The sequence below is a fragment of the Streptomyces pristinaespiralis genome, assembly GCF_001278075.1.
Lineage (GTDB): Bacteria > Actinomycetota > Actinomycetes > Streptomycetales > Streptomycetaceae > Streptomyces > Streptomyces pristinaespiralis.
On sequence record NZ_CP011340.1, the window covers coordinates 7,472,853 to 7,489,830 of the forward strand.

Here is a 16,978-nt window from a genome sequence, read left to right on the forward strand (position 1 = left end):
GTCCCTCCGATCCGGCCGACCGTCGCGGGCCGTGCGCATGTGCTGCGAACGCGGCTCTGCCTGCGCCAGGTCCGTCACCGGTTGAGTCGGTGGCGGCGAGTTGCGCAACCGGAATGCGCTCGCGATTTGGTCGAGCCGGCCCGCGCGGTGGGCCCGAAACGGCCGGCCGCCGATGGCGGCGGGCCGGTCCGCCGCCGGCGTCAGCGCGGCGGGCCCGTGAGCGCCAGGAACTCGCTGCGGGACCGGCCGTCCGTGCGCAGCAGGCCGAGCAGGGTGGAGGTCATCGTGGTCGTGCCGGTCGCCTGTGCGCCGCGCAGGGTCATGCAGGTGTGCTCGGCCTGGATCACGACGCCGACGCCCTTGGGTTCCAGCTGGGTCTGGATCCAGTCGGCGACCTGCTTGGTGAGCCGCTCCTGCACCTGGGGGCGGCAGGCGAAGTGCTCGAGGACGCGGGCCAGTTTCGACAGGCCGAGTATCCGGCTGCCGGGCAGGTAGCCGATGTGGGCGGTGCCGACGAACGGCAGGAGGTGGTGCTCGCACACGGACCGCAGGGGGATGCCGCGGGCGAGGACGAGTTCGTCGTATCCCTCGTCGTTCGGGAACGTGGTCAGGTCGAAGGGGCGGGGGCTGAACAGTTCGGCGTAGGCGCGGGCCATCCGCCCGGGGGTGCCGCGCAGGCTCTCGGAGTCGGTGCTGATGCCCAGGGCCTCAAGGAACTGCCCGGCGGCGAGCTCGGCGGCCGCCAGGTCCGGCTCGGCCGCCTCGCGCACCACGCGCAGCGCGGGCGCCGTGACCTGTTCGGAGGTGAGTTCGCAAGCCAGGTGCAGATCGGGGTGAAGGTGCTGCTCCTGCTGTTGCAGTTCGCCGGCCATGATGGACGTCCTCTCTCGAGTTTCACCAATCAGTATTGGTCTTATTCGAGAGATCGGTCAAGGTCCTCGAATAATCGGACGGCTCCAGGGTTACACCCGCCTTGTTTAGCGTTATTCTGGTGACATGACCTCCGACAGGACCCACCACGCCCCGCCCGCAGCCGCGGGCGTCGAGGCGGTCTCGGTCCTCGCCGACGAGCTCCGCCGGACGATGTACGGCTTCGTCCGGCGCGCCCACCGCCCGGTGACCAGGGAAGAGGTGGCCGCCGACGCCGGGGTCTCGGTCAAGCTCGCGGCGTTCCACCTCGACAAGCTCGTCGCGGCGGGGCTGCTGCGCGCCGGATACGAGAGCCCGGGCGGCGTCCCCCGGGTCGGCCGCAGGCCGAAGGTCTACGAACCGGCCGACACCGACATCCGGATCAGCATTCCCGAGCGCCGTCCCGATGTGCTCGCGGAGATCCTCATCGACGCCGTCATCGAGCAGGAGCCGGGTGAGGACGCGCACGCCGCCGCGCTCCGCACCGCACGCCGACGGGGCGAGGAGCTCGGGGCCGCCACCCGTGCCGGCAGCCGTCCCGGCCGGCTGGGACCCGAGCGGTCCATCACCCTCAGCGAGGCCGTCCTCGAGCAGCACGGCTTCGAGCCCGACCGGCCGGCGCCCACCGAACTGAGGCTGCTCAACTGCCCCTTCCACCCGCTCGCCGCCCGCTCTCCGGGGCTGGTGTGCGGCATCAATCACGCGTTCCTGGGCGGTTTCCTCGCCGGTCTGGGGACCGCGGGGATCGACGCCGTGCTCGCGCCCCGTCCGGGACGTTGCTGCGTGGAGCTGCGCGCGGCGTCCGGCGGTGACAGCCCCGCCGGGCCCGCGGCCGGGAGCTGCGCGAAGGAGCCCGCCGACCGGCCCGACGGCCGGAGAACACCCGACTGATCAGCTCGCACCGGGCGGGCCCGGACCGCCCCCCCCGCGAGACCCGACGCGACAAGAGGAGCGGACCATGCCTGAGCACAAGGCGTTTGTGATCGTCGGAGCAGGTCTCGCCGGCGCCAAAGCCGCACAGACCCTGCGCGAGGAGGGCTTCGACGGCCCGCTCGTCCTGATCGGCGCGGAGAGCGAGCACCCCTACGAGCGACCGCCGCTCTCGAAGGGTTACCTGCTGGGCAAGGAGGAACGCGACACCGTCTACGTCCACCCTCCCCGGTGGTACGCCGAGAACCGGGTGGACCTGCGCCTCGGCACCGCCGTCACCGCTGTCGACCCGGCCGCCCACGAGGTGACGCTCGCCGACGGCAGCCGCATCGGCTACGCCAAGCTGCTGCTGGCGACCGGTTCGTCGCCGCGCCGGCTCACCGTGCCCGGAGCCGGCCTCGACGGCGTGCTCTACCTGCGGCGCCTCGCCGACAGCGACCGCATCAAGGAAGCCTTCTCGGCCGCCTCACGGGTGGCCGTGATCGGCGCGGGATGGATCGGCCTCGAGACGGCCGCCGCGGCCCGCGCGGCCGGTGCGGAGGTGACGGTGCTGGAGGCGGCGGAACTGCCGCTGCTGCGGGTGCTGGGCCGTGAGGTGTCCCAGATCTTCGCCGAACTGCACACCGACCACGGCGTCGACCTGCGCTGCGGCGTCCAGGTCGCCGGGATCACCGGCGCCGGCGGCAGGGCGGACGGCGTACTGCTGGCCGACGGCAGCCGTGTGGACGCCGACGTGGTCGTCGTCGGGGTCGGCATCACCCCCGACACCGGGCTCGCAGCGGCCGCCGGCCTGGAGACCGACAACGGCATCCGCGTCGACAGCCGGCTGTGCACCTCGGACCCGGACATCCACGCGGCCGGGGACGTAGCCTGTGCCTTCCACCCGCTGCTCGGCAAGCACATCCGCGTCGAGCACTGGGCCAACGCCCTGAACCAGCCGCAGACCGCGGCCCGGGCGATGCTCGGTCAGGACGTGACCTACGACCGCGTGCCGTACTTCTTCACCGACCAGTACGACCTGGGCATGGAGTACACCGGATACGTGGAGCCAGGCGGATACGACCAGGTCGTCTTCCGCGGCCGGACGGAGGCACGCGAGTTCATCGCCTTCTGGCTGGCCGGCGGCCGGGTGCTCGCCGGTATGAACGTCAACGTCTGGGACGTCACCGACCCGATCCGCGCCCTCGTCACCTCCGCGCAGCCCGTCGACGCGGCCCGGCTCGCCGATCCCGGCGTACCGCTGACAGATCTGCTCGCCTGAGACGCCGGCGAGTTCTGGGGCAGCCGCCGTTGGGCGTGCCGGGCCGGCTAAAGCTCCTCGCCGAGGACGGTCATGACGGTCATCCAGATCGCGAGCCCGGCGCCGTTGAGCCCGCAGAAGAGGATGAACGCCCCCAGGGTGATGTTCAAGCGTCGCATGAACGGGGCCTGAGGCACGAGCACGTCCGACGGGTCCTGGGGGTCGTAACTGGCCCGGACGTACGGTTCGACGCCCCAGTGGGAGAGGACGCGGGTCGTGCCGGTGCTGTCCGTGTAGAGGTACGCCCCCGGCCTGCCGGCTCGCGACGCGACGACGGTGATGCCGTGCTTGAGCAGGCGCCGCTCGCGGTTCCACGTCCACACGCAGTACACGCCGACCCCGAGGCTCGCGGTCGCGATGGCACCGATCGGCACGATGGCGATGGCGAGGCCCGTGACCCCCGCGATCCCGGCGGTCACGCACAGGGCGACGACCCCGCCCAGACAGCCGAACACGAACCACTTGAGCCTGCGCAGGAACTTCTGGCGCCGGGTCTTGGCGAAGGTGCGCAGGACGAGGAGGGCGCCGCCGTCGACCTCCTCGGTCCGCTCGGGCAGCAGCGCGTTCACGGCGTCGGCGAAGACGACAGCCGCAGCCTCGCTCACATCCTCGATCCGGTGGATGGACGGCGTGGCCCCGGCAGGGGCCCTCAGCTCGACCGTGACGCTCCGCGCCTCGGCGTGGACGCGGGCGATCGCCACGGCGGGGATCGTCAGCTCCTCGCCGGGGCGTTCCAGGACCAGCCCCTCCTGCTCGGCGCTCAGGACGGTGCCGCCGCGCCCCTGCAGGACGGGTATGGAAGGTGTGATCGACATGGGCGTGATCGTAGGGCGAACGGTTGTCTCCGGCAGCAACTGGGCCCCGTCTTCGTGCAGAGCGCGTCGAAGTCGGCGAGCCCACGCCCCGGCTGCCGCGACGGATCAGGCCACCCCGGGAGCGTCCGGGGCCGGGGTCGCGGGCCCCCTTTTTTTGCGGGCCGACCCACCGGCCGGTGCGGTCAGGCCAGGGCGGGACGGCCGCCGGCCGAAGCGGACCGTCGGACTTCCGTGACGGCCCGCCCGTACGGAACGAGTCGCACCGGCCCCACCAGTCCGTAGTTCTGCCGCTTGGCCACCCCGAACACCGGTGCGTTGGAGACCCGCAGCCGGTTGAGCAGTGACGTGGCCACTTCCACCTCGATGGTGTTGGTGCCGCGGCGCAGCCACGGGCCGACGTCGACGACGGCCGTCAGCTGGTCCGCGGGCGGCAGTGCGTGTCCGTTGACCGAGACCCGGTAGGTGTCGAAGACCTCGCCGAGCTCCAGCAGGGCTCCGTGGCCGCCGGACCAGGCCGGTCCCAGCGTCACAGTGGTGCGGTACCTGCCCACGCCCGACGAATCGGCCAGCTCGGGGATCTCGGGCCAGGGCCTGAGCCCGTCGAGCTCGATCGTGCGCAGGTTCTTGGTGGTGCTCGACGCGGTGGCCCCCGGAGTCCAGTCCTCCGCTGTCAGCGTCCAGCCCGTGAGCGCCATCGGCTCGGCGACGTCCTCGATGGTGGCGCTGACGGTGGCGCCGTTCTGGAGCGTGGTGGCGTAGGTGCCCGGCCGGCTGTCACGGATCTCCAGCCGGCCGTCCTTCGTGCGGCGGACCTCGGACGCCTCGCTGGACGTCGCGTTCCAGGTGGGTGCGGGGCCGGGAGCCCACTTGCCGGCCCGGGCCGTCGCGATGATCGTCGTGGCTCCCGGCGCCAGCGATATGCGCAGCCGGATGCGTCCGTCGTCGAGGCGCGTGTAGGACGTGAGCGGTTCGACGGTGCCGGTCCAGGCGTCCAGCCGGTACGGGACGACGTCCGGCCTGCGGGTGGTGAGCGTGACGTCGTGGCTGATGGGCGCGCCGGTCGAACCCTTCTTGCTGACGGCGTCGTTGGCGAAGAAGTAGTAGTCGGCCTCCGTGTCGGCCCGGTGCGTGTGCAGGAGCATCGACGACTGCGCGTACTCGACGTCACGCTGCAGGCCCAGCGCGGCGATGGCCCGGGGGACGTCGGGGCGGTCGGGGACGTTGAACACACTGGGCTGCGCCAGCAGTTCGGCGATCAGCCGCAGCAGGCGCTCGTTGTCGCCGGACCTCGGCAGGCCGGGCACGTGTCCGTCCTTCCAGTCGCCGATGACGATGATCGGAAGGCCCTGCCTGGCGTAGCCGACGAGCTTCTCCGCGACGTCCAGCTGGAGCGTGTGCTCACGGCCGATCATGACGTCACCGTCGACGAGGAGCGCCTTGTACGCCGGGCCGTCCGGGGCGAACCGGCGCTCGCGCACGACAGCGCCGGGGAGGGAGAGCAGGCGCGGGCTGAGGAAGAGATGCGTCCAGCCGACCGGTACGCCGTCGGCCGTGAACCAGGAGGCGCCGAGGCCGGATCCGGCGTAGCCCTTCTGCCACAGCACGCCGATGTCCACCTTGTTGACACCGGTCTGGAGAACCTGCTGCGTACGGCTCAGATATCCGGCGATGTCCGCCGCGTGGCCCCAGGTGGGCTGGCGGGGACCCCACGCCTCGCCGTAGCCGGTACCGCCGTTGTACGGCGAGAACGCGGCGAATCCGGGCCAGGCGGCGCCGGGGGCGTCGGCGTACGCGAAGCCGTGGAACACGGCCTGGTTGACGCCGGCCGCGTACTGGGTGACGAGCTTCTTGAGCGTGGCGTCCCAGGTGGTCGCGTAGGCGCCGCCCGCCGTGCCGCCGGCCTCGTTGGAGAGCACCAGCTTGCCGCCCATGTCCCGGCCGCCGGCCAGACAGCGGAAGTCGTCGAGGTTCTTGAACCCGAGGGACTCGCCCTCGGTCACGTCCAGCAGCGCCGACTTGTACATCGCGTCGGTCTGCAGGCCGTACGGCTGGATACGCAGTTCGAGGCCGAGACCGTTCGCCCACTTCTGCACCGGCAGCAGGTGGTTCTCGACGTACAGCTCGGTGACCACCTCCATGTAGTCACGGCGGACCGCCTTGTTGGTGGCGGCGTCGAAGGAGAAGGCGTACTTCTCCTTCGTCTGGAGCAGCGCGGGCAGGTAGGGGAGCAGCGAGTAGCCCATGCGGCGCTCGAACTCGGCCATGATGCTCGGCGTCCACAGCGTCGCGTGCGTCTCCATCTCCATCGAGTCCTCGAAGAGGGCGCCGCCGGTCTCCCGCAGCAGCTTGCGCATGCGCGGGGTGAGGATGCGGCTCTCCCAGAAGTCGATCACTGCCCGGGTGCCGGCCTCGCTGAAGTGGTCGACGACGTAGCTGAGCGGGCTGGTGTGCGCGGGGCCCTCGGGGCGCTGGCCCGAGCCGCGTTCGTAGCAGGCGATGACGAGCCAGGTCCCGTCGTCCGGCGCGGTCCAGTCGAGCCGGTCCGCCGAGACATGGGCGGCGAGGTCGGTGACCGAGGCCTTCTCGAGCTGGGCGGGGAAGGCGGTGGGCGAGGTCCCGGAGACGACACGGGCGGCCTGCACGGACCGCAGCTTCCGGGCGGTGACGCCGGAGGACGCGGCGGTCACCGGCTCGGGGAGGGGTCCCGTGAACGCCGTCGCTCCGGTGACGACGGCGACGCCGTGTGCCAACTCCTTGGTCGCGGCGGTGCTGTCGGGCGTGATGCCCGGTACGGCGGCGGGCCACGCCGGACCGATGGTGAGGTCCACGACGACATCGCGCACGGCGGCCCGGTGGAGGGCCGTCTCGACGGCGGCGACCCAGGCGGGTGTGCCCCATCCGTGCCGGGACGGGTTGATCGGCTCGGAGACGCTGTGGGTGACCGCGGCGATCTCCACGCCACCGAAGCCGGCGGCGGCTATCTGGTCGATCTCGCGCTCGATCTCGTCCGCGTCGACCAGCGCGTCCGGCCACCACCAGCGGAACTTGGGGCGTACTCGTGCCCCGGGGGCGGCGAACGAACGGGCGAAGGCACCGCCGGAGTGAGGTGCCGTCGCGGGTGCGGCCGGCGCTCCGGCGGCCGCCGCGACGTGGGCCGTGGCAGCCGGTAGCGCGGCCACGACGCCGGCCGCTGCCGCCATCTTGAGCAGGGCCCGCCGCCGAAGACTGCTGTCCGCCGATGTGTCTTCCGGTCCAGGGGTGTGTCTCATCGCGCACCTACTTTTTAACGTTTTAATTGCCGGGTTGGAACATACGCACGCCGCGGCGCGGCCCGCAAGGCTTTGGCCGGGGCGGATAAATCGTCCGTGTCAGTGGGTCAGATCGGGCTACCAGCAGGTATTTTCCCGAATCCGCTACGTCGTGCGAGGTCCCCGGGGTCGGGCGGGTCTGCCGGAACTCTTGACGTGCATGAAGCCTCCGCCTACCTTGCCGTTCGGCGTTACAAAAACGTTTCAACTCCCGCAGGGCCGGCCGTACCGGAGCGCGTCGCGTCCCGCCGCCCCTGCGCGCAACGGCCCGTCACCGAGTGGTTCTTCCCTTCCCCGAAGGAGCCGGCTCTTGTCCGCGCGACCCCATGCGCCCAGCCCCACCCGCCGCCGCGTCCTCGCCGCCACCGCCGCCGCGGCCGCCTCCACCGTGGCGGCCGCGGTACCGGCGGTGGCCGCCGAGGCCCCGACCTCCGTCCCGGACGCCGCACCGCCGGCCGACACCGGCACCGGGTCCACAGCGGCCGTCGCACGGCCGGCGCTCGATCCGTTCCCGCTGACCGAGGTGCGGCTCCTTAAGAGCCCGTTCCTCGCCAACATGCGGCGCACCTGCGCCTACCTGCTGTTCGTCGACCCGGAGCGGCTGCTGCACACCTTCCGTCGCAATGTCGGACTGCCGTCGGGCGCGGAGCCGTGCGGCGGCTGGGAGGCCCCGGACGTCCTGCTGCGCGGTCACAGCACCGGCCATCTGCTCTCCGCGCTCGCCCAGGCCCACGCCAACACGGGCGACGACGCCTACGCGGAGAAGGCGCGACACCTGGTCGCGGCGCTCGCCGAGTGCCAGGCGCGGTCACCTGCCGCCGGATACCGCCCCGGCTATCTGTCCGCCTTCCCGGAGACGGTCTTCGACCAGCTCGAAGCCGGGGGAAAGCCCTGGGCGCCGTACTACACGCTGCACAAGATCATGGCCGGACTGCTCGACCAGTACCGGCTCAGCGGCAACGAGCAGGCCATGACCGTGCTGACGGCCATGGCGGACTGGGTGGACTCCCGCACGGCACCTCTCGCCCGCGACCGGATGCAGTCCCTGCTGCGGGTCGAATTCGGCGGGATGAACGAGGTGTTGACGAACCTCTACCTGGAGACCGGCGACCCCGCCCGGCTGCGCACCGCGCGACGCTTCGACCACGAGGAGCTCTACGGGCCCCTCGCCGCAGGCCGCGACGAACTCGCCGGCCGGCACGCCAACACCGAGATCCCCAAGGTCGTCGGCGCGGTGCGCAGTTACGAGGCCACGGGGGAGAAGCGCTACCTCGACATCGCGACCCACTTCTGGCAGACGGTGGTCCGCCACCACTCGTACGCCATCGGGGGCAACTCCAACCAGGAGTTCTTCGGGCCTCCGGGTGAGATCGTCAGCAGGCTGTCCGAGGACACCTGCGAGAACTGCAACAGCTACAACATGCTCAAGCTCGGCCGGCAGCTCTTCCTGCACGACCCGTCCACCGCCGCGTACATGGACCACTACGAGTGGACCCTCCTCAACCAGATGCTCGGCGAGCAGGACCCCGATTCCGAGCACGGCTTCGTCACCTACTACACCGGCCTGTGGGCCGGTTCGCGCCGGCAGCCCAAGGGCGGACTCGGCGCCGCTCCCGGCAGCTACAGCAGCGACTACGACAACTTCTCCTGCGACCACGGCACCGGCATGGAGACGCACACCAAGTTCGCCGACAGCATCTACTTCCGTTCCGCGGGCCCGGACGCCGACGCCCTGTACGTGAACCTGTTCATCCCCTCCGAAGTCACGTGGCAGCAGAAGGGGGTGACGCTCCGCCAGGAAACCGGCCACCCCGAGACCGACCGCACCCGCCTCACCGTCACCTCGGGTGACGCGCGCTTCGCCCTGAAGATCCGGATCCCCGCGTGGCTCGCCGCCGTCGGTGACCGTGCCACGGTCCGGCTGAACGGCCGCCCGGCGGGCGCGCCCGCGAGACCGGGCACGTACCTCACGATCGAGCGCCGCTGGCGCCGCGGCGACACGGTGGAGCTGATCCTCCCCCGTGAACCGGTCTGGCAGGCCGCTCCCGACAATCCGCAGGTGCAGTCGCTTTCCTACGGTCCGGTCGTACTGGCCGGAGCGTACGGAGGCACCGAGCTCGCCACGATCCCCGACATCCGGCCGAAGACCCTGAAGCCGGTGGCAGGTGTCCCGCTGGAGTTCACCGCCGTGGCCGACGGCCGCGAGGTGGTGCTGCGCCCCTTCTACAAGATCCACCACCAGAACTACACCGTCTACTGGGCCGTCACCCCTCGGCCGGTCCGTGAACGCGACATCGCCCACTACCCCCTCGACGAGGGCCGGGGCGCCACCGCGGCCGACGCCGCCGGGACCTTCCCCGCTGCCACGCTCGCCGCCGGCGCCTCCTGGACCTCTCACACCGCGGGCGCGGCGGTGCTGCTGGACGGGGCGGGCGGCCACGTCGCCCTTCCCGCCGCACTGCCCGCCGCACTGTCCGAGCTGACGATCGCCGTCCGCGTCCGCGTCGACTCGCTCACCAACTCCGCCCGGGTATTCGACCTCGGCTTCCACAAGGGCACCTACCTGTTCCTCACGCCGCGCACCGGAGCCGGCCGGGCACGCGCCGCGATGAAGATCTCCGGCATGGAGGGCGAGGACGTGATCGACGCCGCCGGTCCCCTGCCGCAGGGCAGATGGGTCCATGTCGCCCTCACCCTGGGCGGCGGTACCGGCGTGCTGTACGTCGACGGAACCGAGGCCGGCCGCAATGCCGCCATGGCGATGAGCCCGCTGCTGCTCGGCGCCACCACCCGTAACTACCTCGGCCGCTCGCAGAACCCCACGCACCCGTTCCTGCACGGCGCGATCGCCGACTTCCGGCTGCGCAACCGTGCCCTGTCGGCCGCCGAAGTGGCCGCGCTCGCCGCCCACTGACGGCGCCCCGCCGGCGCCGCCCGGACGCGCCCGCCGGCAATCCACCCCGAACGATGGAGTTTCCGTTGTACGAATCCGACCTGTCCAGACGCCGTTTCGTCGTCGCCGCGGGCGCGGCCGGAGCCGCCTTCGCCGTCGGCCTGCCCGGTGCCGGTACCGCCCACGCCGCGCGGCCCGAGGATGCGGCGGCCGCCAGGGGGAGCGGCTACGCCCCCGAGCACTTCGCCGACCCCCGCCGGGACAGCCGGCCGACGGTCTACTGGTACTGGAACGGCACCGTCACGCCCGAACTCGTCGACGCCCAGATGGCCGACCTGCGCTCCAAGGGCATGTACGAGGTCATCGTCTTCCCCTTCGACAACGCCGAGATGCAGCCGGTGTTCTTCAGCGAGGAATGGTTCGGCATCGTCGGGCACGTCCTGCGCGTCGCCGAGCGCACCGGCATGCGCGTGTGGCTGTTCAACGACGACCACTTCCCCAGCGGGCGTGCCGGTGAGTACATCGTCAAGGGCGGCACCGTCGGCTCCCGCACCTACGCCCCCCGGCCCGACCTGCGGCTCAAGGCGTTGTGGCGGTCCACCACCGTCGTCGAGGGGCCCGCGACCGCCGATCTCACCGCCACCACCGGCGTGGGCACCGACGCCGGCCGTCTGGTGGCCGACGCCGATGTCCTCGGCGGAGCCGCCGTGCTCGCCCGGGGGACGCAGTGGGCCGACCTCACCGTCACCGGCAGCGCCAAGGCCGAGCACGGCGCGGCCGGGCTCGTGGTCCGGGCCTCTGCGACCGGAACCGACGGCTACGCCGTGGAGTTCGACCAGACCGGCGTCGTCACGGTCCTGCGTCTCGCCGCCGGCGCGGCGCCGGTCGAACTGGCCCGCAGCAGCCGCACCGACGGATTCAACAGGACCAGGTTCCACACGCTCGCCGTCACCGTCCACGGTGACACCCTCGGCGTCACCCTCGACGGCAGGGACAAGGCCACCGTCACCGACGGACACCACGCCGCCGGCAGCGTCGGCGTCCGCGCCGTCGACGCGCAGCGCGCCCTGTGGGAGAGCCTGACCGTCACCGCCGCCGACGGCACCACCCTGTACGCCCAGACCTTCGACGATCCCGCCTGCGCCGGCGACTTCCCGGCCCGCCCGCAGACCGAGGGCACCGCCGTGCCCGTCGCCGCCGTCGCCCGTCCCGTCGGCGCCACGGGAACGGACCGGATCGTGGAACTCACCGCGGACCTCCGGGCCGGAAGGGCCTGGCAGGTCCCCGCGGGCCGCTGGCAGATCGACGTGTTCGGCGGCAGCCCGCTGATCGACGACAGCCAGGGCTACAGCCGCAGCTACGTCGACCTGCTGGACGACGAGCCCGTCGACCTGTTCCTCGACATGGTGCCGGGGGAGTACCACCGCCGGTTCGGCCGCTACTTCGGCAACGTCGTACCGGGATTCTGGGACGACGAGCCGTACTTCGCCTCCGCAGAGGCCCACTTCAAGCGTTTCCCCTGGTCGCCGGCGCTCGAGGACGCGCTCCGCGCCGTCGGCGTCGAGCCCGGCACCGCGTACGCCTCGGCCTTCGACGACCTCGGACGCGACGGCCGCATCGCCCGCGGCCGGTACTGGCAGGCCGTCTCCGACCGTTTCGCCGCCTACTTCGAGAAGCAGTCCCGCTGGTACGAGAAGCGGCACGTCGCCCTTGTCACCAACCCCCTGTACGACGAGACGTCACCCTCCAAGCGCATCGCCTCCACGGGTGACCTGCACAAGGTCCACCAGTGGGCGCAGGTCCCCGGCGGCGACATCATCACCGCCGAGTACGTGGCCGGCGAGCCGACGATGATTCCGCGCAACCCGGTGAGCGTCGCGCACCAGATGGGCCGCGAACGCGCCCTGCTCGAGGCCTTCGGCAACATGGGCTGGCAGGTCGCGCCCGACTTCGCCCGCGCCCTCGTGGGCGCCAACGCCGCCCGCGGCATCAACCTCACCGTGCTGCACGCCCTGTGGACCGACGAGACCCGGGTGTTCTTCCCGCCGCCGTTCGGCCCGCGCGCCCCCTGGTGGTGGGCCATGGAACCGCTCGCCGACTGGATCGGCCGGGTCATGGAGGTCGCGCGCGGCACGTCCGCCGCGCGGACGGCGATCGTCCAGCCGCAGCGGGCGGCCGAGCAGTGGCGCGGTACCGAGAAGCAGGGCGCCGTCGACAGCGCGCTGAGCGACGCCGCGTACGCGCTGGAGAGCGCCCAGGTCGACTTCGACCTCGTCCACGAGGGAGCGCTCAGCGGCGACCGCGGGCTGCTGGCCCACGCCGTCACCCGCGGCGGCCGGCTCAGCGTCGGCGAGGCCCACTACGACCTGGTCGTCCTGCCGCTCACCCCGACGCTCGACGCGGCCGCCGTGAAGACCCTCACGGCGTTCGTACGCGGCGGCGGCACCGTCGTCGCCGTCGGGGACCTTCCCCGCCACGAGGCGAACGGCAGCGACCGCGGCCTGGAACGGGCGCTGTCCGCGCTCTTCGGCGACACAGCGCCCGGCAGCCGCCGAACCGGCGCCGGCACGGCCGTACGCGTCACCGACGCCGCCGGCCTGCGGGAGGCCGCACACGCTGCCGGAGTCGCCGCCGCCGTGCTCGAACCGCCCGCAGGCGCCGTCAGGATCCTGCGCACCGCCCGCGGCAAGGACATGGCCTTCCTCGTCAACAACGAGAGCGGACAGGCCGTCGAGACGGTCGCCGCACTGCCGGCCGACGGCGTCCCGGAACTGTGGGACCCCGCCACCGGCGTCGCGCGGCCCGCGCCCGTGTACCGCCGCGACCGGGGAGGGAAGGGCGTCCGGCTGCCGCTGCGCCTGCGCCCCTACGAGACCGTCGCGATCGTCGTCCGCCCCTCCACCCGGCCCGGCGCCCACCTCACCGACGCGGCCCTGCCCGTGGAGGACGTCACCGCGGGGAGGAACACCCTGCACGTCACCGCCGTCGCCGACGCGCCCGGCAGCTACCCGCTGGCGGGCACCGACGACCGGCACACCTACCGCGGCACCGCCGAGGTCACCGGCCCGCTGCACGCCGTGGAGCTGGGCGGCGACTGGACGCTGACCCTCGAGAAGGAAGGCGCCACGCCCGTCACCCGACCCCTCGGCAGCTGGACCGACCTCGACCCGCTGTTCTCCGGCAGCGGTACGTACACGACCACCGTCGACCTCGACGCGGCCACGCTCGACGGGCGCGGCTTCCGCCTCGACCTCGGCCAGGTGCGCGAGGTCGCGGCCGTCACCGTCAACGGCACCGAACTGCCGCCGCTGCTGTGGAGTCCGTACATCACCGACGTGACCGACGTCCTGCGCCCCGGACGGAACACCGTCGGCGTCCGCGTCTCCAACACCCTGTCCAACGAACGCAGGAAGCCGCTCCCGTCGGGACTGCTCGGCCCCGTGACGCTGCGGCCGTACCGCCGCGTCACGGCCGTCCTGAACCGTGTCTGACCCGGCCGTGTCCCACCCCGCACCCGCAAGGAGCACCACCATGAGCAGAGCTCTCACCCGGCGCGCCCGCCGGCGCCCCGCACTCCTCGTCGCCTCCGGCCTCACCGCGCTGGTCACCGTACTGCCGTCGGCCGTCACCGCCGACGCGAAGGCCCCCGCCCGCATCACCCCCGTCGAGCTGCGCACCCAGCACCTCACGCAGGCCCTCGGCATCGACGACACGACGCCGTATCTGAGCTGGAGCACCACCAGCCGGGCCAGAGGTGTCGTCCAGTCCGCCTACCGGGTCCAGGCGGCCACCTCCCTGAGCCGGCTCCGGCAGGGCAGACCCGACCTGTGGGACTCCGGCAAGGTCGCCTCCGGCGTTCCCCGAGCCACCTACGCCGGCAAGGAACTCGGCTCCCGCAGCCGCGTGTACTGGCGCGTCATGCTCTGGTCCGGCGACAACGGCAGGGACTCCGGCTGGAGCGACGCCGCCGTCTTCGAGACCGGCCTGACGAAGCAGCAGGACTGGGACGCCGACTGGATCACCCACCCCGACTGGCAGCTGAGCAGGCGCACCGTCGAGCCCGTGATCGTCGATCTGCCGCGCACCACCGCCCGTTACGTCCGCCTCGACGTCACGAGGCTCGGGCTGCCGCTCGCCGACGACTTTCCCGCGCGGTCCTGGCGCCTCCAGCTCGGCGAGATCGACGTACGCGACTCCGGGACCGGCACCGCCGGTCTCGCGAAGGGCGCCGTCGTGACCGCCTCCGAGACCGGCACGGTCCGCAAGACGTGGGAGCCGGCCCTCGCCGTCGACGGTCTGCCCAACAGCGCGCTGCAGACGGCCGCCGGATACTCGAGCGCCCCGCACACCGGGCCCGACGTGTCCGACGCGCCCGTCGTGCTCACCCTCGACCTCAAGTCCGCCAAGACCTTCGACCAGGTCGCGCTCTACCCGCGGGCCGACGTCCTCACCGACGACGGACGCGTCCCGCACTTCCCCGTCGACTACACCCTTTCCACCGGCGACTCGGCCGGCGGCCCGTTCGCCCGCGCTGCCCGGGTCACCGGACAGCAGCCGCCGAAGCCGTACCTCCCGGCCGGACTGCCGCTGATCGCCAAGGACTTCACGCTGCCGAAGGACGTGCGCAGGGCGCGGCTGTACGTGTCCGGCCTCGGTGTCTACGACGCGAGCATCAACGGCGAGCCCGTCGGCGACGCCGTCCTCGAGCCGGCCAACACGGACTTCGCAGAACGCGTCCAGTACGCCACCTACGACGTGACCGAGCGGCTGCGCGCAGGACACAACACCATCGGTGTCGAACTGGGCAACGGCATGTCGAACGTGGTGAGCACCGCCGACCGCTACCGCAAGCTGTACGGAAACCTCAGCGACCCGGGGCTCGTCGCCCAGCTGGAGATCACGCTCGCCGACGGCACCGTGCGCCGTGTGAGCAGCGGCAGCGACTGGCGTACCACCCTCGGTCCGACCACCTCCTCCAACTGGTACGGCGGCGAGGACCACGACGCCCGCCGCGAGATCCCGGACTGGAACAAGCCGCAAGGAAACCGCGGTTCATGGAAGGAGGCCGCCACCGTGTCCGGCCCGGGCACGGCGGAGAAGCCCGCCCTCCTCAGCGCCCGCGAGACGGAACCGATCCGCGTCATCGAGACCCTCACGGGCAAGGAGGTCGAGGAGGCGGCCGAAGGCAGCCGGATCTTCGACATCGGCCGGAACATCGCCGGCTGGCCCGAGATCACCGTCTCGGCACCGGCCGGCACCGACATCCGCATCCTGCCCGCGGAAAGCCTCAAGGACGGCCACGCCTTCCAGTCCATCAGCAACGTCGGCGGACCCCTGTGGGACACCTACACCACCCGGGGCGACGGCGCGGAGACCTGGCACCCGAAGTTCAGCTACCACGGCTTCCGTTACCTCGAGCTCAAGGGACTGCCCGAAGGCGCGAGTGTCACCGTCCGCGGCAAGGTCCTGCACACCGACAACGTCTCCGCCGGTGACTTCACCAGCTCGAACCAGCTCGTCAACGGCATCCACTCGATCATCCGCCGTGCCGTCGAGGGCAACATGATGAGCGTCCTCACCGACTGCCCGAGCCGCGAGAAGCTCGGCTGGCTGGAGCAGAACCAGCTGCTGTTCCCCACGCTCACCGGCAATTACGACATGGAGGCCTACTTCCGCAAGCTCGTGCGCGACATGTCCGACGCACAGACCGAGGAGGGGCTGATCCCGAGCACCGTCCCCGAATACACGAACCTGCCGGGCGGCTACCGCAACGACGCCAACTGGGGCGGCGCCTTCGTCCTCGTGCCCTGGCAGCTCTACACCACCTACGGCGACCGGGACACGCTCACCACGTACTACCCGCAGATGAAGGAGTACGTGGCCTTCCTGGAACAGAAGGTCCAGGGCGGCATCCTCGACTACGGCCTCGGCGACTGGTTCACCCCCGACCGGACCTTCCCGCGGGCGGTGGCCGGCACCTACGGGTACTGGCGGGTCGTCGACGGGCTCAGCCGCATCGCCGAGGTCCTGGGCGACCAGGAGGGCGCGGCGGTCTACCGTGCCAAGGCCGACGCCAGTGCCGAGGCACTGACCGCCAGGTTCTACGACCAGGAGTCCGGGACCTTCGGAGGCGGCGGCCACGGCGCGGAGGCCCTCGCCCTCGACATGGGAGCCGTCCCCGACGGTGAACGCGCCCGCCTTCTCGACCACTTCGTCGGAAGCGTCGAGGAGGCCGGCCACCACCTGGTCCTCGGCGAGATCTCGCTCCCGGCGGCCTTCCGCGTCCTCACCGAGGCCGGCCGCGACGACATCATCCACAAGATCGCCACGCAGACCACCAGCCCGAGCTACGGCTACCAGGTCCTGAACGGCAACACCACGCTCGGCGAGTCCTGGGACGGCGGCCCCGGCCAGTCCCAGAACCACTTCATGCTCGGCGCCATCGACTCCTGGTTCACCGACCGGGTCGCCGGAATCGAGCAGGCCCCCGGCTCCATCGGCTACCGCAGACTGCTCATCGACCCGGCCGTCGTCGGTGACCTCACCTCCGCCTCGGGTTCCTACCGCACCCCGTACGGCACCGCTAGCACCGACTGGCAGCGCGACGGCGACCGCTACCGGCTGCGGCTGACGGTGCCCGCCGGCAGCACGGCAGAGGTACGCGTGCCGTTCACCTCGGGCGACGTCACCGCCCCGGACGGTGCGGAGCTGCTGCGGACCGAGCAGGGCGAGGCGGTCTACGAGATCGGCTCCGGTGACTGGACCTTCACCTCGGTGTACGCCGCCGGCGACCTGCCGCCCGGGCAGAGGTAGCAGGCAGCAA

General features: G+C 71.9%; 8 protein-coding genes. 5 read left to right on the forward strand and 3 right to left on the reverse strand.

The window, feature by feature from the left end; genetic code table 11:
- Positions 1–200: 200 nt before the first annotated feature.
- Positions 201–872: a GTP cyclohydrolase I gene (folE, locus tag SPRI_RS32190; protein ID WP_078535416.1), complete on the reverse strand. Its 672-nt coding sequence runs from the start codon at positions 870–872 to the stop codon at positions 201–203.
- Between the two features lie 124 nt (positions 873–996).
- On the opposite strand from folE, the gene SPRI_RS32195 reads away from it, so the two are divergent.
- Positions 997–1,800, forward strand: coding sequence for a helix-turn-helix transcriptional regulator (locus tag SPRI_RS32195; protein ID WP_005320655.1), 804 nt, complete (start codon positions 997–999; stop codon positions 1,798–1,800).
- A gap of 67 nt (positions 1,801–1,867) precedes the next feature.
- Positions 1,868–3,100 carry an NAD(P)/FAD-dependent oxidoreductase gene (locus SPRI_RS32200; protein ID WP_005320657.1) on the forward strand — a complete coding sequence of 411 codons (1,233 nt, stop codon included), beginning with the start codon at positions 1,868–1,870 and terminating at the stop codon, positions 3,098–3,100.
- Positions 3,101–3,147: 47 nt separating this feature from the next.
- On the opposite strand, the gene SPRI_RS32205 is transcribed toward SPRI_RS32200, so the two are convergent.
- Positions 3,148–3,954 carry a hypothetical protein gene (locus SPRI_RS32205; RefSeq protein WP_005320659.1) on the reverse strand — a complete coding sequence of 269 codons (807 nt, stop codon included), beginning with the start codon at positions 3,952–3,954 and terminating at the stop codon, positions 3,148–3,150.
- 182 nt (positions 3,955–4,136) lie between these two features.
- Positions 4,137–7,223, reverse strand: a complete 3,087-nt coding sequence (locus SPRI_RS32210; protein ID WP_050791615.1) for a glycosyl hydrolase — start codon at positions 7,221–7,223, stop codon at positions 4,137–4,139.
- A gap of 349 nt (positions 7,224–7,572) precedes the next feature.
- Between SPRI_RS32210 and SPRI_RS32215 the strand changes: the two genes are divergently transcribed.
- The 3 genes from SPRI_RS32215 to SPRI_RS32225 all read left to right on the forward strand — a co-directional run bounded on the left by SPRI_RS32215 (position 7,573) and on the right by SPRI_RS32225 (position 16,968).
- Complete coding sequence (locus SPRI_RS32215) at positions 7,573–10,176, forward strand: glycoside hydrolase family 127 protein (protein ID WP_053557574.1); 2,604 nt, start codon at positions 7,573–7,575, stop codon at positions 10,174–10,176.
- Positions 10,177–10,241: 65 nt separating this feature from the next.
- Positions 10,242–13,646, forward strand: coding sequence for a glycosylhydrolase-like jelly roll fold domain-containing protein (locus SPRI_RS32220; RefSeq protein ID WP_005320663.1), 3,405 nt, complete (start codon positions 10,242–10,244; stop codon positions 13,644–13,646).
- Positions 13,647–13,686: 40 nt separating this feature from the next.
- Positions 13,687–16,968: a family 78 glycoside hydrolase catalytic domain gene (locus tag SPRI_RS32225; protein ID WP_005320665.1), complete on the forward strand. Its 3,282-nt coding sequence runs from the start codon at positions 13,687–13,689 to the stop codon at positions 16,966–16,968.
- Positions 16,969–16,978 lie beyond the last annotated feature (10 nt).